Genomic DNA, 24,091 nt, shown 5'->3' on the forward strand with positions numbered 1-24,091 from the left:
CATGGCAAACCTGAACGCCATCAAGCCCTATCCCATTCGGCATTACATTCGCATGATGTTCGTCATTTCATTTGTCGTGTTCGTTCTGGACCTGATCATCAGCATCGCTTCGATCTCCCTGGTCAAGCAGCAATCCGCCCAATATTTGCAAAATACCGCTGATTTGTACATTAATCGCATTAATCATGATTTTGCCTACATTAATCATTTCATGGGATGGACGCTGGCCAACGACGAAAATCTCGACACGATGAATACGTATGGCGTAAACAGCATTCCATTTCTGAAGTCCAATGAGAAGCTGCATAAGCTTTTTGCCGAACTGCAGCGAAACTATAGCCAGTCCTACAATTTCTTTTATTATTTGGAAAGCAGCGAATACTTCCTCAACTGTGCGCCAATAAGCATCTCTTATTCGGACTATTCGGAAGTGAAAAGACAGATCATCACCTTGACTCGTGAAAAAGGGGTATATGAGAAGTTCTACTCCCACTGGACGCCTATCCACGTGAACGGTACTTCTTATCTGATCAATATTGCGCCGTACTACAATCGGTATCTTATCGCGTTGATATCTGCAGATGATCTCATTGCCCCATTGCAGCAAATGAATCTGGGCGCCAACGGATACGCCTCCCTGGTGGATGAGAACGGCATGCAGCTTTCCGGACCTGCCAGCGGAGAAAACACGGCAGACCCGCAGCCTTCCTTCATGGATGTGCTCCAATCGCACAATGTCGTCAGCAGCGACTTCTCGAATGCGGATTTCAGCGCGCGTATGGTCATCAAGTTTGGTGCATTTGAGAAAATCATGGTGGCTCAGCTGCTCATCATGCTGCTTTTTCTGATTGTAACCTGCTCATTAAGCGCAATCCTAATGTTTTTCAGAACAAATCTGCTTGTTCCCATTCAGCGATTTTCCAAAAATCTAGCCCTCATTAACGAAGGCGATGAGGCAGCAGACCTCAAAAGCAGCCGGATTATGGAACTGGAGCAGGTCAATGCACAGTTCAAGGAACTGGTGGGCCAGATTAAACGATTCAAGATTGATCGCTACGAGCAGGAATTGGAGAAACAAAAAATACGTTTGGATTATATGAAGTTACAGATCAAACCCCACTTTTTTCTGAATTGCCTGACGAGCATGTACAGTATGGCGCAGATGCAAATGTATAAAGAGATTGAAAGCATGGCCCTGGCTACGTCCCGATATTTCCGTTATATCTTTCAAAGCGGAGATAATTTCGTTCTGCTGGAGAATGAAATCGAACATGCGAGAACGTTTCTGGACATCCAGAAATCACGTTACCGGGATGCTTTCTCCTATCGGATCGAACAGTCCGAGGGGATCACGGGTGTCGCTGTGCCACCGCTTGTTATACAGACATTTATTGAAAATGCCGTCAAATACGGCGTCTCGCGGGATCGGGAATTATGTATTACGTTGTCCGTAACGCAAGAGCGGCGAGAGCATGGCGATGTTGTGCTCATCCAGATCTCCGACACGGGACCCGGATTCAGTCCTGAAATTCTTGACGCATTGGTGCGCGGGGAAGCACTGGAACAAACCGGCGGCAACCGGATCGGCATTATGAATACCATTCAACGTTTGGAGCTGCTGTATCGGCATGAAGCGACGATTACGTTTGCAAACGACGCAAGCGGTGCGCGAATCACGCTTTCCTTGCCTAAAATCTTACTGAATTCAGAACCTTCGGGAGAGGTGGCAAACCATGAATGCATTGCTGGTTGACGATGATTACTTTGTTGTCATGGCTTTGGAAAAGAAAATCGACTGGAGGGCCCTCGGGATCGACACGATCTTCACGGCCTACAATATTGCGCAAGCCAAAGAAATTTTGCGAAACCATCCGGTTCAGATTTTGATATGCGATATTGAGATGCCCCAGGGAAGCGGGCTCGAGCTGCTCGCATGGGTCCGGGAGGAGTCGCACAGCGTACAAACGATCTTTCTCACCAATTATGCCGATTTCAACTATGCGCAGAAAGCGATCGAGCTGCAAAGTTTTGATTATTTTCTAAAGCCGATCGAATTCGACAAGCTGACTCTGATTATTCAAAAGGCGGTTGCCAAAGCCAGGGATCAGCAGTTTATTAAGAAGGCCATTGATGAAGGCGAGCTGTGGCAGAAAAATAGAAGCAAGCTCATTGAGGACAGCTGGCGCAGGCTCATCTCCGGTAAAGTCGTGCTGTCTGACCCCGCCGATGTTTCTGCTTTTTTGACGGAGCAAAATTGGCCTTACGAAGCAACGGACCTATTTCTTCCTATTCTGGTGAACCTGTTTCCATATGATCATACGCTGGGCAAAACCGACAAAAATCTGTTTGATTATGCGTGTTTGAACGTGATGGTCGAACGGTTTCAGGACGCTTTATTTTCGATTGAAGCCATAACCGAGATCAAGGATCATAACTGGATCGTTATTATAAAATGGAACAGGTTACCGGACGTACAGCTCATCGAATCCATGTGCCGCTCGTTCATCCCGGAGGTGAACAATTACCTGAAATCGGATGCCTGCTGCAGTATCGGCTTGTCTCTGCCGCTGGGACAGATTCGCCATACGGTGAACGAGCTGTTGTTAATGAATGAAGAGCGAATCAAACACCGCAACCAGACCTTTTTGCTGGAGAACTATAACAGGCCTCAATTGAATTACACACCGCCTGACCTGGGACTGCTGGAGCAGTTGCTGAACGAACATCGATTCCAGTCCTTTCTGGATGAAACCGGTCGTTATATGCATCAGCTTGCACACGAAGGCATTGTAGGCACCGCTGTTCTGAGTCTGCTGCGTCTTGATCTGGTGCAGCTGGTGTATGCCCAATTGAAAAGCAAGGAAATTGAAGTCCACAAGCTGTATACGGGTAAAACGAATGATCAATTGTTCATGCAATCCCTGCATTCGATTGAAGATATGCAAGCTTACATTGCCTACCTGGTCAATACGGCTGCGGAATATCTGAATGCTGCCGAGCAGCCGAAATCGGTTGTACACGAGATTACCCATTATATACGCACTCATTACGGAGAAGATCTGACACGAAACAGCCTCGGGGATCTGGTCTACCTGAACCCGGATTATCTCGCAAGGCTGTTCAAGAAAGAGATGGGCATATCGCTCGGCAATTATGTCATTCACACCCGTCTTGCGGCCGCCCGGCATCTTCTGGAAACGACCACACAATCGGTCCATGCCATTGCCAGACATGTGGGGTATACCAACTATTCGCACTTCACCAAGCTGTTTAAACAGGAAATGGGATGCAGTCCCAATGACTATCGCAAAAAGCAAAGAGAAAGCTCTCATGAAACAGGATAATCCATGCATTCTTGAGGGGTACAAAAAAAAGCCGCACATGGCGACTTTTTAAAAGAACTCAGAACAAAGTCATCTGTTCTTCCGAAGGCTCAACATGAAATCCATGGTCCTCTGACAGCATTTCATTCGCAATCATCATGAAATCGTCTTCGCTGACTTCAAATTGTCCGTATCGGAAGACTTGTCCCCAGTTGCGCCGGTCTCGGGTAAACGAGAGCTTATGGAGAAGTCCTCTGATGCTTACGTTTCGGCAGGAAACGTATTGGATCTTTCGGCGATAAGGAACAAACGTCTCGCTCATTTGAAACAAGTAGACCGAATTGTCGGCAACCCGGCCCAACGCCGTAAACGCCTGCAATGGCTCACCATTCATCATGTCTGTGCGCGGCGAGTAGTAGATCAGGTAGTCTCCTTCACTCATTTGCTTCAATTTGGCCGCTTTGCCGTGGCAGGTCTGTCCGATCCCTTGTTCGACTCCGTGCTTCGCATGGGATTCCGAGACACAGCCGATCCAATATCGGCGCTTTCGATGCTCCGGGTTATTTTTCAGATCATTCAATATATCATGTTGGGACATCGTCATCTTGGGGGTGCCTCCTTTTGTGCGTCTATTTAAACCGCAATAATCAATCACACTAGGCCACTGCGAGTCAGGATCATCTTCCGATGCAGCTTTCTTTCAGAAAGCTTTTAGAACGCTTCGCTTCTTCAGATCGGTTCTGCCTCTCTCCGTTAACGTGTGGATGTTTTTTTACGGTTTTGTAATAGCATTATTATAAAAGAACGCTACTGACAACGTGATGTCAGTAGCGTTCTTTTGGATTTTGTAGTTGACTCGGTACCGCAACATCATCCTTTAACTCCCCCAACCGTCAGGCCGGCGATAAAGTATCGCTGGAAAAACAGAAACAGCACAAGGATCGGCACAATGGCGAGCACGGCTCCGGCAATCAATGCCTCATAGTTATTTCCGAGCGGCGATACGAATGATGCCAGTCCAATCGGCAGCGTAAACTGTTCTGTCGTACGAAGCACGATGAGCGGCCACAGGAAGTTGTTCCAGCTGTTCATCGCCTGCAAAATCGCAATCGCGCCGAATGCCGGCGTCATAAGCGGCATCATGATGCGGAAAAAGATGCCAAACTCCGTACAGCCATCAATTCTGCCTGCATCCATGAAATCTTTCGGCAACCCCTGCGCGAACTGACGGAAGAAAAAGATCGGCAGCGGAGCCACGACGAACGGCAGAATCACACCCCAGACCGTATTGATCAGTTTCAGCGAAATGGTCAGCTCATACAGCGGCAGAACGATAATTTCCATCGGAATCATCATGACGACAAGCACCAGTGTAAAGATCAGATTCCGACCTTTGAACCGATACACACCGAGACCATAACCAACCATTGAAGAAAACAACAGGCTCAAGACGGTAAACAGCGCTGTTATGACCAGACTGTTCTTGTACCAGGTAAAATAATTCCCCGCCGCTCCTTCTCCGGCAAAGATGGCCCGATAGTTATCCAGGTTCATGATGCTCCAATCCAGCCTGACGTTAAGGCCGTAACGGAACAGCTCCGTAGCAGGTTTGATCGAGGCCAGCATTAGCGCATAGAGCGGAAACAGCATAAGCACGGCAAGTGCGGCAAAGACCAGGAAAAGTAGGACGGAGGTAGGCGTGATTCGTTTGGAAGCCCTTCGCTGTCTCATCTCAATCCTCCTTCCTGAACATGCCAAGCATCGTCAGCTGAAGCATGCTGATCACGAGCGTAATGCCCAGCAGCGTGATGCCGATGGCTGCGCCGAAGCCGAGGTTGAAGTATTGGAACCCTTGCTCGTAAATGTAACCCACCATCGTCAAACCGATATGCTGCGGAGAAGGCTTGCCAGCCCACAGCATGTAACTTTCCGTAAACATGGCATAACCGCCGTATAACGTTATCGTGATGACATAGATCGTGATCGGTTTCAGCATGGGCACCGTGATCCGGGTAAACTTTTGCAGCACCCCTGCACCGTCGATATCCGCCGCCTCATATAGATCCTTGGGTATGCTCTGCAATGCGGAAAGGAAATACAGCATGTTGATTCCGATCCAGCGCCAACCGGCAAGCACTACGAGGGCCACCATGGCAAGGGACGAGCTGTACAGCCATTGCTGGCTAGGAATGCCGAAGGTGTTCAAGATGGTATTCATCAGTGCGCCATCCAGTTCGCCGAAAATCAATCTGAAAATAACCCCGGCCACCACGACGGAGGTCAATGCGGGAATGAACAGCGCGGAACGGAACAGATTGCGGGCCAGCATGCGGCTCGAATTGAGCAAAACGGCCAGCACCAGCGGAACGGGAATTAAGAGCAGCATCGTCCAGAACGTATACCGCGTGCTGTTCCAGAGCGCTGTCCCGAAATCGGCGTTCCATAGCTTGCGATAATTCTCCACCCCCACAAACTGCACATCACCAGGCAACACCTGCTGGAAACTCATCATGCCTGCGCGATATAGCGGATAAGCAAAAAAGATTAAAAACGACACGATAAACGGCATCACGAACAGATACGGTGCCCAAGCCCGGGCATTCCATTTACGTCTTGAACGAAACCTGACCTGTGCCGGAACCTGCGTTTCATTGTGAAGCTGCACGGAATCAACCTCCACCCTGTTTATCTAAAATCCATGAATCAAACATGATGCGGGCAGCCGCTCGCATTTTGCATTCACCTTTCCGGGCTGCCCGTTGTTTCATGTCTTTCTACCGCGTTAATTCTGCCTGCACGTCATTCAGGACTTGCTCGGGGTCCTTCATATTAATGAAAATGTCCGGAATGGCCTTGTTGCGGACCGCATCGAACACTTCCGGCGATTTCTCCCGGATATGCACCGGCGCGATCTCGTCTTTTACCGTCAGCAGTGTATCAAAAATATCCGCTCCGAAATATTCGGTGAATTTGTTGGTCTCCTTCATCGCTGCATCCGTCCAGACGTCGGTACGGATCGGATCGAAGCCGAGCTGCTTCCAAATCTGGAGGTTGCCTTCCTTCGACAGCTTCGCGTAGGCCAGGAATTGCTTGGCCAGATCCGCGGATTTCGATTGGTTCGTGATCGAAGTGGCGGTGCCTCCCATGCCCGCAGAACGGTTGCCTCCTTCTTCCCAGGCCGGCATCGGGCGAATGATCATTTTACCTTTCAGGTCGGGAATATGGTCAGTAAAACGGTTCATGAACCAGAACGGCATAAACACGGCCGCCGCACTTCCCTGATTCATATATCCGAAATATTCTTCCGTATCATGTCCGGCTCCAGGAGCAACAGCCGCTACGCCATCTTTCACCATCTGTTGGAAAAATTGCATCGTCTTCACGTTAATTGTTGCATTGACCGTCACATTGCCGTTTTCGTCAATCTGATCGGACTTCTGTTGACTGATGGCAGGCCACCACGACCAGTTCCCGTTGCCTTCAAACGTGATCATCGGTTTGCCTGTTTTTTCGAGCACAATATGCGCAGCTTTTTCAAAATCGCTCCACGTCTTGATCTCATCCGGGTTAACCCCGGCTTCGTTCAAAATGTCCTGGTTGTAATACATGACCGTTGCTCCGACATGGTAGTCGATGCCATAGTACTTCCCGTCCTTGCTGTAGATGTCCACCCGCGACTGTACAATGTTATTCAGCTCCGGCGTAATCATGTCCGTCAGATCGACGAGCTGTGGCACGCCTTTCATGAAATTCGGGAATTTGCTCTGTTCGATGTCCACCAGATCCGGTGCCCCCACGCCTGACTGCAGTGCCAGAAGCAGCTTGGTGTGCATGTCATCATAAGGAATCGTCGTTGCTTCGAGCACGATGCGCTGGTCCGGATGTTCTTCATTCCAGCTCTCTGCCATGCTCTCGTAAAACTTCTGGTGTGCATCCACAAACGTCCAAAATATCAGCTTGGTTTCGCCGCCTGCAGCCGGTTCCCCCGTCCCGTCGGACGCTTCCGGTTTTGCGCTGCAGCCTGCCAGGGCAGTCATCATGACCAGCAGGAAAACCCCAACCCAAATCAACTGTTTTTTCATGTCCCAGTCCCCTTTTCCATCATGGATTCCAAACCGATGTGTGGCCTATAACTTCTAAATGGTAGCGCTTTATTTTCTATGTTACTTGCTGTATCATAAAAAGGAAATGCTCGATGCCAACATGAATTTTAAATATTCCAACCTGTTGGAGGTGCCCTGTTTGAACTCGCCCATCCTTCATTTCATCACCCCGCCGATCCCCTATTTCATTGATTGCGGACGCGCCCGTTACGAAGCAGGCGAGCATCATATCAGCCGCAGCGATATCGGTGTTTTTGACCTGGTTGTCGTTACCAAGGGCACGCTGGCCCTGGGTGAAAACGGGATCGAATGGCGCCTGCGCGCAGGCGAAGCCCTCATCCTCAAGCCGGATGGGCATCATTATGGCAGCGCTCCGTGCGAAGCAGAGACCGAATTGATCTGGATTCATTTTCAAACCTATGGGAGCTGGAAAGAATCGACCGATATGGACGAGTGTCTGGCGAACCAGGCGCAGCTGATGGAGAGCCACAAAAAAAGCGCGTACTTGAACCACTGCGACGTCTGCTCCATCTTTATTCCAAAACATATGAAAATCTCCCCCAAAGAAATGGAGATGCTTGAGCACTTCTCCCAGCTCGATCAGGAGCCGCAATCCATGCGCAATTGGAAGCGCCAAGCCGCGTTTCAGCAATTCATGCAGCACCTTGACCTTGGCCTGTCTTCGCTGGCGGATGCCACGGCGATCCGGATCGCCGAAAAAATCGAACTATATATTCGCCAAAACTATACCCATCCCATCTCCAACCCCCTATTGCAGCAGGACCTTAACTATCATCCAAATTATTTGGCTCGCAGCATGCTTAAGGTCTATGGCATGACCCCGATGGAGTATTTGCTTCATTATCGGCTGGAACAGGCCAAAAAACTGCTGCTGCAAACGGCGTGGTCTATCTCCCGCATCGCGGAAGAGGTCGGTTTCAATCATGTTTCCTATTTTTCCTCCTGTTTTTCGAAAAAAGAAGGCATCTCTCCTTCTACCTTCCGCAGCAAATTCACCGGTATCGAAATGACCGCAAAATCGTGACAAAAGACCGAGCGTTATTCAGCAATGCACGCCAAATAACCGCCTGATGACTAGGGTGCATGCTGCCGCAAACAGCTTGCCTTCATGTCATCAGGCGGTCTTGTGACCGCTACGCCAAAATCATGTCATTATTCGGCTTTGGCCACAACCTTGATCGTCGCCGCGACCTTCAAATCCTTGCCTTTTAAAGTCCCTTGCAACGCAAACGTTCCCGGGGATGCAAGCTGTTCTTCCGCAATGCGCTCCCATACGACAGGTAAATCAGCGTTCCTGCATCCGTGTAGGTGACGGCGACGACATCCGGCAATGGAATCGGTTCGCCAACGGTAACCGTGATTTCCGTGTCGGCATTGGATTGAATGACGGCTTCATCCACGGGCACTTCATCGACTGGATGATTGGTTGGCGATTCGCTCGGAGATTCTGCGTCGACTTCCGGTACAGGCAGAGCTCCGGCTTCTTCATCGGCATTTTTACCTTGCATGCGCATACCTCCTCTTCATCACCCTCGGATCATCTTTCTTTTCCACATTCCCGTATCGCTACAGCGCCGATCCCCCCCTCTCAGTGAAGTCCGGTCACCATGCCACTCGTGAATCCAAACCCTCATTTCGCCTTCCTCCCGGTTGGCCCACGTAAAATAAGGAATCAAGCGAATATCCGTATCTTGCACGCCCCATTTCGCATCGCTGCGATACAGTTGGCCGCCCCATGCTTCATCCGTCTGCATCCTTTTGGCAGCAATGGTCAGGTCCGGCACGTTCATGGGATTCCCCTGACCGCTCCCCACCCTGAATTCATTCTCGCGCGGCAAATAAATCCGATACAGGCCTTCCCCGTTGTCGGCTTCTTCCAGACAGTACATAAACGGTCCCCGCTGCACGGCTACCCGGCCAAACGTATCCTGTATGCCCTCGTGGCCTTTCATCCGCAGCACATGCATCGGAAACAGGATCTGCACTTCATCCCCCGCAGCCCATAAACGATCCAGACGAATGTAACCATCTTCATCCATTTCAACGCTCGGATCCAGCTCACCATTGATGGAGATCTCAGGAGTACCGCTCCAGCCCGGCTTGCGCAGCGCAAGAATAAAGTGGACGTCATGCGAAGTTTGTGGAGTGAACCTCATCGTCACTTTTCCTTGCGAAGCATAGTCCGACTCCATCTGTACATGAATCTCGTTCCCGTTTACGCAGAAAACGCCTTCTCCTCCGATATAAAGTTGTACATGCAATGTCGATTCATTTTCACTGACTGTGTACACATATTGATCAAGTGATGCCAATAACCGGGCAATGTTCGGCGGGCAGCATGCACAACCGAACCAACCTTGACGCCGGGAACGGACGTGGCTGTAATTGGGATTGGCATGATGCAAATGCGGATGCACCTCCAGCGGATTGACGTAAAAAAAACGCCGGCCGTCCAAAGACATGCCGCTAATGACGGTGTTGTACAGCGCACGTTCCATCACGTCGGCGTAGATGCTGTTCGCTTCCAGGTTCAACATGCGGCGAGCAAAAAACATCAATCCGATCGAAGCACAGGTCTCGGCATACGCCGTATCTCCAGGCAAATCATAGTCTCCTGTAAACGCTTCCTCTTTCGCGGACGAACCGATGCTTCCCGTAATGTACATCCGTTTGCCAACGATGCTGTTCCATAACCGGCGGCTGGCCTGCTTCAACGACTCGTCCCCCGTCTCGGCCGCAGCGTCAGCCATGGCAGAACACATATATACCAGACGGACGGCATGCCCAACAGCCGCGTCTTGCTCACGTACCGGCAGATGGGATTGCGAGTATTCGTGATGATGAACCATATCCAGTCCGCCGAAATGTACGCTTTTCCCACGCTTTTCCCATTCTTGGACGAAATAATGCGGCCGCTGACCTCGTTGATCGAGAAAATACAGGCACTGGTCCAGATACGTCGCATTGCCGGTCACTTTGTAGAGCTTGAACAGTGCCAGCTCAATTTCCTGGTGACCATCGTAACCTTGCAATTGTCCCGGCTTGGGGCCAAATACGTCGACGATGTGGTCGGCCAACCGGACGACGACGTCCAACAAGGTGCGTTTCCCTGTTGCTTCATAGTGGGCGACACCTGCCTCGATCATATGACCGGCGCAATAGAGCTCATGGCATTCGGCCAAGTTGGTCCAGCGTTGACCCGGCTCTTTCAACGTAAAATACGTGTTCAGATAGCCATCCGGCTGCTGCGCGCAAGCGATCGTATGAATCACTTCGTCCAGCTGCTGCTCTAACACCTCGTCGGCTTTGGCTGCAAGCAGGTAAGAAGAAGCCTCGATCCATTTGGCCACATCACTGTCCTGAAATACCATGCCATGGAATTCGCCCTCCTCTTCACCGGCAGCGATGCGGAAATTTCGGATGGCCCGGCTGGGTTCTGCCCCTTCGATCCGGTCATTGAGCGCTTCCCATTGATAGGGAACCACGACGTTGCGAACGAGCTCAACATACGGTGACCAGAAAGGATCGTTAATATGATTGCGGTAGGATCGTGATTGTTTCGGTATTGAAACGTCTGATTTTTCCATTTAAACCTCTCCTTGTCATGATCATTAGCTTCATTTTACAAGTCTCAATGACGTGGAGGAATCATCATTTCCAACGTGAATTTATATGATTACAACCTTGGCCTGCCAAGTTTCTTCACGGAACAACAAAGAAGGCCAACCTGTCGGCTGACCTGATCTCATTTGGAATGTGGGGATAACAGCGATCGGAAGATGTTCCTCATCACTCAGTGGCTACGTTTAACCATCATTCGTTCTACTTATATAGGTTAGTTCTCTGCAAAGGTGGTGATCATCCACTCGCTGAATCTGTCTTTTTCTTCAATATGCGGGAAGTGGGCGGAATTTTCGTAGGCAATGAATTGCTTTTGCTTGGCATTTAACTGATCGAAGTATGTTCTGGCCGCAGCGGATGAAGTCATATAGTCATATTTACCCATTACGAAATATACGGGTAGGTCAAGCTCTGTCACGGCCGTGGACAATGGAGTGTCAAACACCTCGTCCAGAAGCACTTGTTGGTGACTCAGGATGCCAACGTAATAGCGGAGGATATCCAGCAGATTATACTCGCTCCCCATAATCATGTCGAACACGTTCCCGTCAGGCATTTCCCCGCTGCTGGAAGCACCGCCATACTTGGTTACGTACGATCTCGGCGGTAAGGGCAGTCCCTTTGCGGATTTCTTCAGACATCTGCTCCAAACGCTGCACATCCCCCTCATCGCCAACCCGCCGCGCCTCGTTGATGACATACTCCAATGCATCGATTTCGCTTTCCGTCGCATTCCCAAGCTGCCCAATTCCGATGTAAGCTGTATATTTCTCAGGGGCTTGCTGTGCAGCTTGCGCTGCGACATATGTACCGTAGGAATGGCCGATGAGGATGACCTTGTCTTGCCCCAAACGTTCGGAGACATGGTCGGTAATAGCGAGCAAATCCTCGACTAACACCTTGGACGACAAATCATCGTAGTTTTCAAAAAAATGATAGGAGGCCCCACTGGCCCTTTGATCATAATTGACCACGGTGAAATGTTGCTCCCACAAGTTCTGGAAGCTTGCGGCATAAGCGATTTCTGACGATCCCGGACCGCCATGCACGAAAATAATCACTGGATTATCGCGGTCACGGCCGCGGATCATGATTCGATGTTTCGAGCCGTTAATCTCGATTTGCTCCAAGGTGCTGATGCTGCGCTCTCCTTCAATACCGGGTGTCCACGTCGGGAAAACCAACGCAACCACGCTGATTAGAATAAGAGCGAGGACAACGAGCCACGCCGCCTTCTTTGTTTTGCTTCTTATACTCGCCACTGATCCACCTTTCCGATTCATCATCTTGATGAATCGTTAACATCATTTTCAATATATGACCATTCTAACGAAACAAGCGATGAGACAGATCAGTCCCTGGTCTGAAATTTTAATATAACTATTTATCCATTGGCTTTGTTAAACCTTAAGATGAAGTAGTCACACACTTGGCTTGGTTTCGTTAAATAGACGGCTAAGAAATATGAGAATACCTCATCGAATAAGAAAGATATGTTCGTCAAATCGTGCCTGCATACTGTCACCGACAGGAACACAAAGCTTCGGCTTTCTGCTTATTTTTGATTAACTGAAAGGATGTTCCGATGAAGAAAATTATCATTTCATTTCTAATGGTACTCATTCTTTGTTCATGCAGCCACTTTGACCAAGAAACGTGGAATAAAGAACCGGAGAAGAGAGACGGTATGATAAGCAGTTTAACAAGTAAGTACAAACTTAAGGGTATGACAGAGAATGAAATTATTGACTTGCTTGGAGAACCGGCAGAAAAGTTAACTGAACCATCACGACAATTCTTGTACTACATCGGAAGTGCAGGATTAGGGGTAAAGGTTAATTTATTGCAACTTCATTTTGATGAAGACGGAAAAGTAGAGAGTCATGACATCATATATAAATGAAATAGCTCATAATACAGCCTTATCACCAAGACAGTTTTACAATAATGGTCAATTATAAACCTTTAACAGAGCCTATCCATCAAAAAAAGGTCATACTTTAGCCTAATAGGCAAAAGATAACCTTTATCGTTTCAAACGTTTTGTTTTGATAGCACAAACTATATTCATTGAACCAACAAGTCTCCATACAGAATCAGTACGATCCACAATTTAATTTACATGGCGAGTTCCTTTTCATGTCTGTTGCTACGTTGCCACCACTTGGTGCAGATCGATATGGCTCTCTATAAAGGCGGACCGTTCCACATAGTACAGATCATAGATTGGTTCTCCGGCATTAACCGATTGGTATACTTCGTGAAACAATTCATTGGCTAATCTGACATACGGCAGTTTTTGGGCTGCTTTGCTGGATCGAATGTTTTGCTTACGAATCTTTAAAAATACTGTTTCAATCGCATGTTCGAGAAACAATTCAACAAAGAAGGCCGATTTCGCTCTCTGGCTGTACCCGTTTCCAAAATACGGCGCCCCGATCCACGTGGCCAGGAACCCGGTGTTATTTACGATCTGATACAAATCAATGGTTCCGATCGGCAGACCGGCTTCATTCAGGATGGTGCGTGAAATGACCGTATGCTGTTCTTCTTCGGCGATCAATTGTTTGGTCAGAAATAAGTATTCTTCCACCGATTGGCATTGATAACGAACGTAGGGAGAAACTGCGGGGTCCGTCAATAAACTGTACAATGAATGACATTCATGCAAATCCCGTTTTTTTAACATGTTGTCTACCACCTGGTCCTTTGTCCGTTGTAACAAGCAAATTAAGTATATAAAAGGTTTTGTGGAATTTTATGAATTCTGTATATGGCTTATGTAAAAATTTTACGGATGACAAAAAAGCGGCGATCCTTAGGATCAGCCGCTTCGTTATCGTGTTTAGCTTGTATGCGAGACAGTGTTGTTCGCTTCCGCGTTCCTCCATCCACCCATGGACGTGATATCCACGCCCTCTGGTGCAGCCGAGGCTTCACAACTAAAACCGGACACAACTCTGCCGTCCTGCAACCGGATTTTGCCGATACCGAGCGGGGCGGGAATGGCTGCCGTGAATACGCCAAAAGAGGAAATCGGCATGCTCCACAGCTCCAATGCGATGGATTCGCCCTCTTCAAGCACATGAACCAAGCCAGGCTTGGCTGGAGTCGTATCCAATCGATACAAGCGATATTCCGGTGCAGTCCACGCCTCTTCCACAAAATAAGCTCCCAGCCCGGTCATCTGAGGTTCCAGCGCCATACCTCTCATATGCAGCCCGCAAACGGCCATTAACATGCGTTCTTGGCTCCACTCCACCCATTTTGCAGCTTCCACCATAACGGCTTCCTGGTCCGGCAGCGTAAACAGCGTCAGTCCAAACGGCAGATGTTCTGCCGCATCTCCTGCTCGAACAGCAACGGCGCTTAAATCAAGCAAGTTGCAATGATTCGTATACAGCCCCATTAGGCTGTTCGTTCGAATCGGGTCTTGCCGCACTTGTGCCCTCGTCCACGTTCCTCCACATGTGGGCAGGACAAGGACGGCATCTTTCAGCAAAACTTCCGTGCTGCGGCGAATCTCGGCCAGACGGTGCTGCGCCCGGAACAGCGAAGCTGCCGTAAACTCCTCTTTGCCGCCTGTCCGCAATATATCTTCAGTTACGGGAAACAAGGCTCCAGGATGCGCCTGCACAAACGACTCCAAATCCGCCCACCGTTCAGCGACGAGCGGTCCTTCATACAGAAGCGCAGCAGCCTCTTGCAGCAGGGACACATCGACCTCCTCCACGCTGATCCCTGACTGCAGCAAGGTTTGTTTCGCCCTTTTCCAGGCCGCTTCATACGCTTCGGCAAACGGGCCGAAAAACGTCAGGTCGCCTTTGGGAAACAACCATCTGGCAGGTGCGCGGGACGGCCCAAGAGGGCGGGCTTTCGAGAAAGCATCTTCAGCATGCGGCCCCCGCACCACGCCATCGACGGCGACGGCATCTCCGAGCGAATGCGCAAAAACGGTGATGCAGTCGATGCTCCGGCATGCGGGCACCAAACCGGTGGAAGGCCATGCCCCTACAGCCGGTTTGTACCCGACAAGACCGTGGAGTGCGGCTGGCACCCTGCCCGAACCGGCAGTATCGGTGCCGAGCGCGAAAGCTGCCTGCCCCAGAGCCACGGCTACCGCCGAACCCGAGCTTGATCCTCCGCTGATGAGCTCAGGCCGCAATGCGTTATGCGTTTCACCATATGGGCTTCTTGTACCTACAAGCCCTGTGGCGAATTGGTCGAGGTTGGTTTTGCCGACCGGGATGGCGCCGGCAGCGACCAATCTTTCCACGACAGCCGCATGCCGCGCCGACTCGCGCTCATACTCGGGACAACCTGCCGTCACGGGCCAGCCCTGCACTTCAATATTGTCTTTGATGGCAAACGGGATGCCCCACAGCGGATAATCGGCGATGGACAAATGTTGAATATTGTTCAGATATGGAGCAATCAACTCCATCGACGGCGGCGTGATCCAGACATGATCATCTTCCGTATCGCTTGCCCGCCTGATGATGCTCTCCACCACCTCCGAAGGCGTGAAGCTGCCACGGAGATAACCGGTACGAAGCGCATCGATGGTCATCCTTTTCGGAACGGCATTGATCGTCATCGCACAACCTCCTCCTTGATCGCCGGAATGATCGCCGCAATCCAGTCTCCCGACTTGATCTGATCCCCTGGCGAAACGTAGATCGAAGCAATAACTCCATCTGCCGGAGCCAGCTGCGGGAACTCCATTTTCATACTTTCTTCTATTATAATAGTGTCGCCTTTACGAACCTCTTGGCCTGGCTCGACCAACACCTTCCACACGCTGCCCGACATGGAACTGCTCATGCCGAGACTGCCCTCCGGCATCTCTACCTCTTCCAGCGCAGCCGCGGCTTCAGGCTCGGAGACGTATTCGGCAATGCCAAGCTCCTTCCAATAGTTCCGTTCGGCCTGAAATGCGCTCTGCTGCTGCTTACGGAAGCTGCCTGATTCCTCGGCGATCGAGTTCAACCATTCCAGGTACGTGCCCAAATGGAACGTGGTCTCCTCCACCTCGACGGCAAAGCCGCCACGCGGAAATTCTTCGCGCATCTTCAGAAGCTCCGCTTCCGAGACCGGATAGAATTGAAGCTGATCGAAAAATTGCAGCAACCAAGGCTTTCCTGCTTCGAAGTTATTCGTCTCTCTGAACGTGTTCCACATCTGCACCGTACGACCGACGAATTGATATCCGCCCGGACCTTCCATCCCGTATACGCAAAGATATGCGCCGCCGATACCCACGGCGTTTTCCGGCGTCCACGTGCGTGCCGGGTTGTACTTGGTCGTCACGAGCCGGTGGCGAGGGTCCAGCGGCACGGCAACCGGTGCACCAAGGTACACATCGCCGAGCCCCATGACGAGATACGAAGCATTAAACACAATTTCGGCAACTTCCTCCAATGAACCCAGCCCGTTCATGCGCCGGATAAATTCCAGATTGCTCGGGCACCACGGCGCATCCGGTCTAACGTTTTGCTGGTAACGCTCAATGGCAAGACGCGTCGCCGGATCATCCCAGGACAGCGGCAGTTTGACGATCCGTGAAGGCACTTCGATCGTTTCCAGCTCCGGAAGCTGCAAGTCCAACTCCATCACCAGTGCTGCCGCTTCTTTGACGGACATACGGGACGCATCGAGATGGATTTGCAGAGAGCGGATGCCGGGCGTCAGCTCGATGAACGGGATGTTTCCACTGGATTTGATAGCCTCCATAAGCACGTACGCCTGGAAACGATACAACAGATTCAACTCGCGCTCCCCGTATTCCACGAGGATGTTCTCGTCGCCGGAGCAGCGGATGGTGATGGCAAAACGTCTGCCTTCCGTCGCTTGGGCCAGGATCGGCATGTAATCGCCACTGGACGTTTCGGGCAACGCTGGCAGCAATGGTTGAACGTCAAGCTGTTGCACATACTCCTCTTGCTCCGCTCTGAGCCGTTCTGCTTCTTCGACGGTGATCAACTTGAAACGAACCTTGTCGCCAGGGCTTAATTGGCCCAGCTTCCATAGTTCTGCAGTCGCCGTCGTTACGGGACAGACAAATCCGCCGAGACTCGGCCCGTCCGGTCCGAGCAGGATCGGCATGTCGCCCGTCAAATCCAGCGCGCCCACGGCATAAGCGTTATCGTGGATGTTGGACGGATGCAGTCCGGCGTCCCCACCGTCGGTTCTCGCCCACAGCGGAGCCGGGCCGATCAGGCGGACGCCGGTTCTGGAGCTGTTGAAATGCACCTCCCATGTTGTCTCGGTCAACTGGCCAAGATACGCGGGCAGAACGTACTCGTCAGTGCAATGCGGACCCGGGATGACACCAATCGTCCATTCATTGCTATACTCAGGCCTGCGATCCGCTGCAAGCGGAGCAAGCGGGCGTCCTTTGGCTTTGCCCACCCGAAGGACGGCTCCGGTCCGCAGCGCATTGCCGCCATGTCCGCCGAAGCCTCCCAGCGTAAACGTCGCCGCACTCCCGAGCGTAAGCGGCATGTCAAGTCCTCCGGCTACGAGCAGATATGTCCGCATCCCTTGTTTGGCCTCGCCCAAGGTCAGCACCGCGCCAGGAGAGGCAGTGATCGGTGAATAGGGTTCAACAATGACGCCATCCAGCTCGGCATTCATATTTGCACCTGTCAAACAAAAAGTGAGCTCATCCCTGAAACGGTATGTTCCCCCGCGAAGCGTCATCTCCAGTCCGGCCGCTTGTTCTTCATTGCCCAGCAGCCGGTTGCCGATGCGAAAAGCAAGCTGATCCATCGGGCCGGATGGCGGCACTCCGATATCCCAGTACCCGATTCTGCCCGGGCTATCCTGCACGGTAGTCTGTACGCCGCCATCGAGCACTTCGATCGCATGCTCCATCGGTTTAAAGCCGGAAAGCATTCGGGTATGCACCGTTCCGCTTGCGAATGCATCGTTATCCAGGAACGCTTCAATATATGACTGATTGGTGGTCACGCCGTACACGCGGAGCTGCTGCAGCGCGGCTTTCATCTTGGCAATGGCTTCGCTCCGCGTCTCGGCACGCACGATCAATTTCGCCAGCATTGGATCATACAGCGTCGTTACATGTAACCCCGGCTGAATCCAACTCTCGATCCGCACCCCTTCAGGCCAACGGATGGCATCGATGCGTCCATCGCTTGGCCGGAACTCGTTCATGCAATCCTCTGCGTACAACCGCACCTGCAAACTATGACCTGTCGGCGCAGGTACAGACACATTCAGCGAACCGAATTCATTGGCCGTTTCTTTGACCATCCATTCGACCAAATCAATGCCAAGCACTTCTTCCGTCACGCCGTGCTCTACCTGAAGCCTCGTGTTCACCTCAAGGAAATAGAAACGCTCCTCATCCGGATCGTACAGAAACTCCACCGTTCCCGCATTGCGATACCCTGCCGACATCGCCAGCCTGCGCGCGCATTCATGCATCTCTTTCCGGACATCGTCAGGCAGGCACGGTGCCGGGGTCTCTTCAATGATTTTCTGGTTGCGGCGCTGCACGGAACAGTCGCGTTCTCCCAATGCAAACGCTTCGCCGCTGCCGATACCGAAAATTTGAACCTCGACATGACGTGCGCGAGCGATGTACTTTTCCAGAAAAACGCCGCCGTCGTTGAAATGGGCTGCCGCGAGGCGCGATACCGATTCGAAAGCTTCCCTCAGCGCTTCTTCATGCTCGCAGACCCGCATTCCGATTCCGCCGCCGCCTGCCGTCGATTTCAGCATGACCGGATAACCGATTTGGTCCGCTTCTTGAACCGCTTCCTCCAGCGTGTTCATCAATTCCGTGCCGGGCAGCAGCGGTACGCCTGCTTCCGCGGCCATCGCCCGTGCCGTATGCTTCAAGCCGAACAGCTCAATATGTTCGGGGGATGGCCCGATGAAGGCGATGCCCTTCTCTGCGCACGCTCTCGCAAATGCCGCATTTTCGCTCAGAAACCCGTATCCCGGATGAATGGCGTCTGCACCAGCCTCGATGGCCGTCTGCAGAACCAATTCGGCGTTCACGTAGCTCTCTCTGGCCGGACCTTCCCCGATCAGAATCGCCTCGTCTGCCTGTTCCACATGGAGGCTGTCCCGGTCCGCTTTGGTGTAAATGGCTGCGCTGGATACGCCCATCCGGCGCAACGTCCGCATGATGCGCACCGCAATGGCACCGCGGTTGGCAATGAGTACTTTTTTAAACATGCGCGTTCACTCCTTCTGCATCCCATACAAGCACTTTGGCTGGAGTCGGGTTATAAGCGTTGCATGGATTGTTCAATTGCGGACAGTTGCTGATCAGCACGGTGACCGGAGCAAGCGCAAGCAATTCCACGTAACGGCCCGGTGCGGAAATGCCGTCGGCAAACGTCAGCTCGCCTTCCGGCGTGACCGGAACATTCATGAAGAAATTGACGTTTGGCGCCAAGTCCCGCTTCGTATATTCCTCCCGCCGGGAGAGCATCAACATAAACGTATCTCGGCAGTTATGCATCGGAAGTGTATCGTGCGCATAACGCACCGTGTTGCTCTGTGCCGAACAAGCGCCGCCGATCGTATCATGCCTGCCGCAGGTATCGGCTGTAATTCGGAGCAGTGCCTGGCCCGATTCGGCGAGCAGCGTCGAACCTGTGGTCAAGTACAGATTGCCCTGTTGGGTAATCGTCCGCACCGCGCTGTAGTGGTCGGACGGGTCTGCCGTGGAATAAAACAGCGTATCCACCGCTTGATTGCCTTCCATATCAACGATGCGCAGCGTTTGTCCTGGCAGCAGATCATGCAGCCAACCGTCTCCTGCTGGAATGATATGTTCGTAGATGGCGTTTTCGGTGCGCATCTCGCTTTGTACAGGTTGAAATGTGCTCATATTAGTTGACCCCTTTCATCAATGCATAGGCATTCCATGTATTTTCGAAGGCTCTGCGGTTTTCGCCGCAATAAAGTACGCATGGATCAAGTTCCGATACAGGTTCGGCGTCGTTCACGGTAACGATGATGCTCGCATCCGGATATTGATCTGAAGGATCAAGCGGATGCGGCGTATTCGATAGAACCAGCAAAACATCCATCTCCGTGCGGAGCGTAACCGACCGGCCAGATGTTTCCTGAGCCGTGTATCGCATCGTGCCATCCCGTTCGCAAACCACTTTGGAGAAAAAGTTGACCGGGACCGCGATATCGCGTGGCGACAGGTTATGGCGGAACAGCTCTACCCTGAAGTTCTCTTCGCCGTTTCGCAGCCAGTCATTACGCTGCGCCTGGTATGTTGTCGTTCCGTATTTTTCGTCCGTAGCTTCCCGAGTCGTATAACTGGATAACGGATCATGCCATCCCACCGAATCCTCCGTGATCGAAGCGAGCACTCTGCCTTGATCGCTCATCAGTACGTTGCCGCTTGTCAAAAATGCGGCGTGCTGGGCTTTCAACGTATCTGGCATGTTATAGCGCTCGGCCGGATCGAGTGTATGGAACAGCAGTGCCGCAACATTGGCGCGTTCTCCGGTTGCCTTAAGGGTAATGTTCTTCCCTCGGCCTATGCGGGCGGACCATTTGCCGCCAGGCTGCAATGTCATTGTGAATGGGACTGTCATTGTTCATTCCTCCTGAAAAAAAGTATAGAAAAAAGCCCGGGAGAAACATCAAAGATCGCTCTTTGATCGATTCTCCCGGGCTTTTGTCCCGCCGTGTACATCAGATCGGATTCCTGATGCGTTTTCTCTCGGACCAGTCGGCCGGCGTTAGCGGCCCGGAACCCTAGAAAACATTTTATGCAATTCATGTTATGAATACTAACACGTAAAATCATGAATCACAATAGTTTTTTTGAAAAAAGTTCAAGAACAGGTCTTTCGGCTTGTGTTTTTTCACATCCTTTATTCAAAACCGCGAAAATTCTACTAAAGAAAATAACCAAACGTTCGGTTATAGCGAAAAATAAGGCTTGATTTTTAACAAAAGCCCTGCAAGAATGTGAAGTGTTATAACATGAACAAAACGATCGATTCGTTATGAATTTTGAAGGAGGTTTTAATATGTCACAAAAACTAACACTGAAAAGAAATCTCTCCTTAAGCCATGTGGTGACGATGGGATTGGCATGGATGTCCCCGATGATATTTTTCACAAGCTTTGGCGTGCTTCATGAAGGTTCCCAGGGCATGCTGCTGGCCGCTTACGTGCTTGCGTTTATCGCCATTCTGTTTACCGCGGCCAGTTACGGACAGATGGCCAAAGCGTTCCCGGTGTCAGGTTCTGCCTACACCTACGTAAGTCAAGCGATGAATCCGTTTATCGGCTTTTTGGTCGGATGGGTTATCCTGCTCGATTACCTGTTCTCCTGCATTGTGGCCGTGCTCATGTTCGGGATTAACCTCCATGCGCAGTTCCCTTCCATCCCTTCTTCCGTCTGGATCGTTCTGCTTACGCTGGTCGTGATGACGATCAACATCATTGGCATCAAAACGTCAGCGAACGTCAACAAAGTTTTTGTGCTCATGCAGATCGTATTCATTGCCGGCTTCTGTTCCTTTCTTGTATATAAAGCGATGACGCAAGGCATCACTGCCGGCTTGAATCCCCTGAATTCCGTCGAAGGCGTCCCAATCTCTGCCGTATTGGCCGGTGCATCGCTCGTCTGCTTTTCTTTCCTCGGTTTTGACTCGATCACCACGATGGCGGAAGAAACGCGTACCCCCGAAAAAACGATTCCGCGTGCCATTCTGATCATCGTCAGCGCTGCCGGCATCATGTATTTTGCGACCGCGTATCTGATTCAACAGATGCTCCCATCCTTCACGTTCAGCCATATGGACTCCGCAGGTTTCGAATTGATGCAGGCCATCGGCGGCGGAACGCTTGCGTCCATCTTTACTTTTGTCGTCATCTTCTCCGTGCTTGCACAAGGCATGTCGTCCATGACTACGGTTTCCAGACTGTTGTTCGTGATGGGAAGATCCTCCCTGCTGCCGCGCAAATTCAGCTCGATCCACCCCAAATTCCGCACACCCGTGTTCAATATCGTGCTGATCAGCCTGATTTCGCTGGCGGCGCTCTTCATCAGCCTGGAAACCGCGATCATGTTTGTCAGCTTCGGCGCGCTCACCGCATTCCTGTTCGTGAATCTGTCCGTCATCTGCCATTACATTATTCGCGAGAAAAGACGCAGCATTCAGGACTGGATCGTCCGCATGCTCTTCCCTTTATTAGGCGCAATCTTCATCCTGTATCTCATCACCAGGCTCGAAGCTTCCTCTCTGCTGCTCGGTACCGGCTGGATCGTGTTGGGTCTGCTGATCTACGCAAATCAACGGCTGAAATCTACGTCCAAAAGCAGCACGTTGGCTGAGATCGAAGAAGCGATGTGAACGCACAAGGCAAGTGAAATGCCAGGTGCTCTGAAAATGCCCAAAAGAACCAGAATGCCGAGGCATCCGGTTCTTTTGGGTGTTTTGTTCTTTTAGGTGCATGACGCAATATGGTTTCCACGGTTCGTGGTTGCTACTCTCTCTCATTCATCAACTGACCAATTTCAATCCGACCGCCGACCCAAGCACCATGGCGATGAACAAAATCCTTGCTGCATTCCGCGGTTCACCATAAAAAATCATGCCAAGAATCGCTCCGCCCGATGCTCCGATGCCGGTCCAGACGGCGTACGCCGTTCCCATCGGCAGTGTTTTCATCGCCAAGGATAAGAAGAAGAAACTCAAGCCAAATCCTGCAATCATATAGATCACGGACAACATATTCCGATCTTTGTTGAATTTATTGATCATGAGTACGCCAACCATTTCGAAAATCCCCGCCAAAATTAAAAATACCCAGTTCATCGTTCCTGCACCCCATTTTCTTGTTTCTTTTCTTTGCTGAGCATTTTAAGACCGATTACGCCAAGCAAAAGCACACCGATCAGCAGCAGTTTGGACGCCTCCACCCCCGCCCCGAACAACAAAATTTCCGCGAGGACGGTTCCGGCCGTTCCCAACCCGACAAACACGGCATACACCGTTCCGACCGGAAGCGTGCGCGCGGCCATAATCATTAACTTGAAACTGACAATAATGGCAATCACCGTGGCTCCCCATTCCAAAAATCCGCTGGCATGTTTCAGTCCGATGACCCATCCAACCTCAAACAATGCCGCAATAACGACAGATCCCCATGTCTTGTTCATTTTCTTACATCCTCCTTTTGATTACGCTGCATGTAATATTGATGTAAAGCAGCAAAAATAAAAAAAGCCCGGGAGAAAACTGCATGCAGCAGTTTATCTCCCAGGCTTTTATCCTTCCGTGACACAGTCGCTCGCGACTGTGAGTTTTCTCTCGGACCAGCCGACAGGACGTCGCGGAACCCTAGAAAACATTTGTGAATTTCAGTTGTAGTTCATATTATACACAGGCAGAACCAGAATTCAATACTTTTCAGGCAAAAAGTTAACAATGACGTAACATCGTCAGGCAGATCAAAGTTGGTTAATGATGATGTTTAACTTGTAGTTTGCATGCTCGTTCAGCTTTACCAAAAATCGGTCCAACGCTTCATTGGACGGAAAACGGCTCTCCAGCATATAACATCCTTCGCCGCTGATTTTGTAATGATTAAGCATGTTCGGCTTATATGCCTCGATGAAATCAAGGTACGGTTTGTGATGCAGGCTTTGCGTAAAAATCGTGATCATTGCATGCACCTGACATCCGATTTTAGATTGGTTAATGTTAATCGTATACCCCTCGATGACGCCCTGATCTTCCAATTTGGCTACCCTCGTCGCAGCCGCTTGCCCCGTAAGGTGAACCTTTTCGCCAAGCTCTTTCATCGTGATGCGGCTGTTTCTGGACAGCTCCTCCAAAATGCGCACATCGGTTTGATCCAGCACGACATCGCCCCCTCCCTGTCCGTTCATCCACTCTCTATCGAAACCGCATTAATCATTAACCAATCATACCAGGCCACTGCAAGTGCAGCCCCATCTTCCGATCGCTTTTCTTTCATAAATCAAGCCAAAGCGGGTAATGACTT

At 50.9% G+C, this 24,091-nt stretch carries 19 protein-coding genes, 1 pseudogene and 2 riboswitches; of the genes and pseudogenes, 5 read left to right on the plus strand and 15 right to left on the minus strand.

Annotation, left to right across the window (positions count from 1 at the left end):
- The first annotated feature begins 1 nt into the window (after position 1).
- Together RSX24_RS12770 and RSX24_RS12775 are read left to right on the plus strand one after the other, a co-directional pair.
- Positions 2–1,753: a cache domain-containing sensor histidine kinase gene (locus RSX24_RS12770; RefSeq protein ID WP_343260815.1), complete on the plus strand. Its 1,752-nt coding sequence runs from the start codon at positions 2–4 to the stop codon at positions 1,751–1,753.
- Positions 1,734–3,344 carry a response regulator gene (locus tag RSX24_RS12775; RefSeq protein ID WP_343260816.1) on the plus strand — a complete coding sequence of 537 codons (1,611 nt, stop codon included), beginning with the start codon at positions 1,734–1,736 and terminating at the stop codon, positions 3,342–3,344. Before RSX24_RS12770 ends, RSX24_RS12775 begins: the two co-directional genes overlap by 20 nt.
- A gap of 58 nt (positions 3,345–3,402) precedes the next feature.
- Here RSX24_RS12775 and RSX24_RS12780 read toward each other — a convergent pair whose 3' ends face one another.
- The 4 genes from RSX24_RS12780 to RSX24_RS12795 all read right to left on the minus strand — a co-directional run bounded on the left by RSX24_RS12780 (position 3,403) and on the right by RSX24_RS12795 (position 7,405).
- The gene (locus tag RSX24_RS12780) at positions 3,403–3,927 is read right to left on the minus strand and encodes an EVE domain-containing protein (protein WP_343260817.1); all 525 of its coding nucleotides are present in this window, start codon (positions 3,925–3,927) and stop codon (positions 3,403–3,405) included.
- 266 nt (positions 3,928–4,193) lie between these two features.
- Positions 4,194–5,054: a carbohydrate ABC transporter permease gene (locus tag RSX24_RS12785; RefSeq protein WP_343260818.1), complete on the minus strand. Its 861-nt coding sequence runs from the start codon at positions 5,052–5,054 to the stop codon at positions 4,194–4,196.
- A 1-nt stretch (position 5,055) separates the two neighbouring features.
- On the minus strand, positions 5,056–5,988 hold the full coding sequence (locus tag RSX24_RS12790; RefSeq protein WP_339277950.1) for a carbohydrate ABC transporter permease: 933 nt from the start codon (positions 5,986–5,988) through the stop codon (positions 5,056–5,058).
- A gap of 109 nt (positions 5,989–6,097) precedes the next feature.
- The gene (locus RSX24_RS12795; RefSeq protein WP_343260819.1) at positions 6,098–7,405 is read right to left on the minus strand and encodes an ABC transporter substrate-binding protein; all 1,308 of its coding nucleotides are present in this window, start codon (positions 7,403–7,405) and stop codon (positions 6,098–6,100) included.
- A gap of 160 nt (positions 7,406–7,565) precedes the next feature.
- On the opposite strand from RSX24_RS12795, the gene RSX24_RS12800 reads away from it, so the two are divergent.
- A complete protein-coding gene (locus tag RSX24_RS12800; protein ID WP_343260820.1) occupies positions 7,566–8,471 on the plus strand; it encodes a helix-turn-helix transcriptional regulator in 906 nt (301 codons plus the stop codon).
- A 184-nt stretch (positions 8,472–8,655) separates the two neighbouring features.
- On the opposite strand, the gene RSX24_RS12805 is transcribed toward RSX24_RS12800, so the two are convergent.
- From RSX24_RS12805 to RSX24_RS12815, 3 genes and pseudogenes are all read right to left on the minus strand, one after another.
- On the minus strand, positions 8,656–8,955 hold the full coding sequence (locus RSX24_RS12805; RefSeq protein WP_343260821.1) for a hypothetical protein: 300 nt from the start codon (positions 8,953–8,955) through the stop codon (positions 8,656–8,658).
- Positions 8,956–8,973: 18 nt separating this feature from the next.
- Positions 8,974–11,034: a glycoside hydrolase family 127 protein gene (locus RSX24_RS12810; protein WP_343260822.1), complete on the minus strand. Its 2,061-nt coding sequence runs from the start codon at positions 11,032–11,034 to the stop codon at positions 8,974–8,976.
- Positions 11,035–11,282: 248 nt separating this feature from the next.
- Positions 11,283–12,351 (minus strand): annotated as a pseudogene (locus RSX24_RS12815) (alpha/beta fold hydrolase).
- A gap of 302 nt (positions 12,352–12,653) precedes the next feature.
- Here RSX24_RS12815 and RSX24_RS12820 point away from each other — a divergent pair.
- Complete coding sequence (locus tag RSX24_RS12820; protein ID WP_236416882.1) at positions 12,654–12,971, plus strand: hypothetical protein; 318 nt, start codon at positions 12,654–12,656, stop codon at positions 12,969–12,971.
- 246 nt (positions 12,972–13,217) lie between these two features.
- On the opposite strand, the gene RSX24_RS12825 is transcribed toward RSX24_RS12820, so the two are convergent.
- From RSX24_RS12825 to RSX24_RS12845, 5 genes are all read right to left on the minus strand, one after another.
- The gene (locus tag RSX24_RS12825; RefSeq protein ID WP_343260823.1) at positions 13,218–13,757 is read right to left on the minus strand and encodes a GNAT family N-acetyltransferase; all 540 of its coding nucleotides are present in this window, start codon (positions 13,755–13,757) and stop codon (positions 13,218–13,220) included.
- A 156-nt stretch (positions 13,758–13,913) separates the two neighbouring features.
- Complete coding sequence (locus RSX24_RS12830; RefSeq protein WP_343260824.1) at positions 13,914–15,665, minus strand: allophanate hydrolase; 1,752 nt, start codon at positions 15,663–15,665, stop codon at positions 13,914–13,916.
- Positions 15,662–19,276 carry an urea carboxylase gene (gene uca, locus RSX24_RS12835; RefSeq protein ID WP_343260825.1) on the minus strand — a complete coding sequence of 1,205 codons (3,615 nt, stop codon included), beginning with the start codon at positions 19,274–19,276 and terminating at the stop codon, positions 15,662–15,664. Before uca ends, RSX24_RS12830 begins: the two co-directional genes overlap by 4 nt.
- Positions 19,269–19,937 carry an urea amidolyase associated protein UAAP2 gene (locus RSX24_RS12840; RefSeq protein WP_236416878.1) on the minus strand — a complete coding sequence of 223 codons (669 nt, stop codon included), beginning with the start codon at positions 19,935–19,937 and terminating at the stop codon, positions 19,269–19,271. Before RSX24_RS12840 ends, uca begins: the two co-directional genes overlap by 8 nt.
- 1 nt (position 19,938) lies before the next feature.
- The gene (locus tag RSX24_RS12845; RefSeq protein ID WP_343260826.1) at positions 19,939–20,661 is read right to left on the minus strand and encodes an urea amidolyase associated protein UAAP1; all 723 of its coding nucleotides are present in this window, start codon (positions 20,659–20,661) and stop codon (positions 19,939–19,941) included.
- Between the two features lie 70 nt (positions 20,662–20,731).
- Positions 20,732–20,839, minus strand: a riboswitch (guanidine-I (ykkC/yxkD leader).
- A 263-nt stretch (positions 20,840–21,102) separates the two neighbouring features.
- Between RSX24_RS12845 and RSX24_RS12850 the strand changes: the two genes are divergently transcribed.
- Positions 21,103–22,434, plus strand: coding sequence for an APC family permease (locus tag RSX24_RS12850; protein ID WP_343260827.1), 1,332 nt, complete (start codon positions 21,103–21,105; stop codon positions 22,432–22,434).
- Between the two features lie 150 nt (positions 22,435–22,584).
- On the opposite strand, the gene RSX24_RS12855 is transcribed toward RSX24_RS12850, so the two are convergent.
- The 3 genes from RSX24_RS12855 to RSX24_RS12865 form a co-directional block, all read right to left on the minus strand.
- Complete coding sequence (locus RSX24_RS12855) at positions 22,585–22,899, minus strand: DMT family transporter (RefSeq protein ID WP_236416872.1); 315 nt, start codon at positions 22,897–22,899, stop codon at positions 22,585–22,587.
- Complete coding sequence (locus RSX24_RS12860; protein WP_343260828.1) at positions 22,896–23,243, minus strand: DMT family transporter; 348 nt, start codon at positions 23,241–23,243, stop codon at positions 22,896–22,898. Before RSX24_RS12860 ends, RSX24_RS12855 begins: the two co-directional genes overlap by 4 nt.
- 95 nt (positions 23,244–23,338) lie before the next feature.
- Positions 23,339–23,439, minus strand: a riboswitch (guanidine-I (ykkC/yxkD leader).
- A 95-nt stretch (positions 23,440–23,534) separates the two neighbouring features.
- Positions 23,535–23,948, minus strand: coding sequence for an Lrp/AsnC family transcriptional regulator (locus RSX24_RS12865; RefSeq protein WP_343260829.1), 414 nt, complete (start codon positions 23,946–23,948; stop codon positions 23,535–23,537).
- Between the last annotated feature and the right edge of the window lie 143 nt (positions 23,949–24,091).

Origin of the sequence: Paenibacillus hubeiensis (genome assembly GCF_032334105.1) — a bacterium.
GTDB classification, from domain to species: Bacteria; Bacillota; Bacilli; order Paenibacillales; family Paenibacillaceae; genus Paenibacillus; species Paenibacillus hubeiensis.

What these genes read in the sequence shown, in the direction of transcription:
- RSX24_RS12850 (WP_343260827.1), top strand. Translation starts at nt 21,103, where the DNA reads ATGTCACAAAAACTAACACTGAAAAGAAATCTCTCCTTAAGCCATGTG.
- RSX24_RS12795 (WP_343260819.1), bottom strand. Translation starts at nt 7,405, where the DNA reads ATGAAAAAACAGTTGATTTGGGTTGGGGTTTTCCTGCTGGTCATGATG.
- RSX24_RS12805 (WP_343260821.1), bottom strand. Translation starts at nt 8,955, where the DNA reads ATGCAAGGTAAAAATGCCGATGAAGAAGCCGGAGCTCTGCCTGTACCG.
- RSX24_RS12780 (WP_343260817.1), bottom strand. Translation starts at nt 3,927, where the DNA reads ATGACGATGTCCCAACATGATATATTGAATGATCTGAAAAATAACCCG.
- RSX24_RS12840 (WP_236416878.1), bottom strand. Translation starts at nt 19,937, where the DNA reads ATGAGCACATTTCAACCTGTACAAAGCGAGATGCGCACCGAAAACGCC.
- RSX24_RS12820 (WP_236416882.1), top strand. Translation starts at nt 12,654, where the DNA reads ATGAAGAAAATTATCATTTCATTTCTAATGGTACTCATTCTTTGTTCA.
- RSX24_RS12860 (WP_343260828.1), bottom strand. Translation starts at nt 23,243, where the DNA reads ATGAACAAGACATGGGGATCTGTCGTTATTGCGGCATTGTTTGAGGTT.
- uca (WP_343260825.1), bottom strand. Translation starts at nt 19,276, where the DNA reads ATGTTTAAAAAAGTACTCATTGCCAACCGCGGTGCCATTGCGGTGCGC.
- RSX24_RS12810 (WP_343260822.1), bottom strand. Translation starts at nt 11,034, where the DNA reads ATGGAAAAATCAGACGTTTCAATACCGAAACAATCACGATCCTACCGC.
- RSX24_RS12770 (WP_343260815.1), top strand. Translation starts at nt 2, where the DNA reads ATGGCAAACCTGAACGCCATCAAGCCCTATCCCATTCGGCATTACATT.
- RSX24_RS12845 (WP_343260826.1), bottom strand. Translation starts at nt 20,661, where the DNA reads ATGACAGTCCCATTCACAATGACATTGCAGCCTGGCGGCAAATGGTCC.
- RSX24_RS12775 (WP_343260816.1), top strand. Translation starts at nt 1,734, where the DNA reads ATGAATGCATTGCTGGTTGACGATGATTACTTTGTTGTCATGGCTTTG.
- RSX24_RS12825 (WP_343260823.1), bottom strand. Translation starts at nt 13,757, where the DNA reads ATGTTAAAAAAACGGGATTTGCATGAATGTCATTCATTGTACAGTTTA.
- RSX24_RS12855 (WP_236416872.1), bottom strand. Translation starts at nt 22,899, where the DNA reads ATGAACTGGGTATTTTTAATTTTGGCGGGGATTTTCGAAATGGTTGGC.
- RSX24_RS12830 (WP_343260824.1), bottom strand. Translation starts at nt 15,665, where the DNA reads ATGACGATCAATGCCGTTCCGAAAAGGATGACCATCGATGCGCTTCGT.
- RSX24_RS12785 (WP_343260818.1), bottom strand. Translation starts at nt 5,054, where the DNA reads ATGAGACAGCGAAGGGCTTCCAAACGAATCACGCCTACCTCCGTCCTA.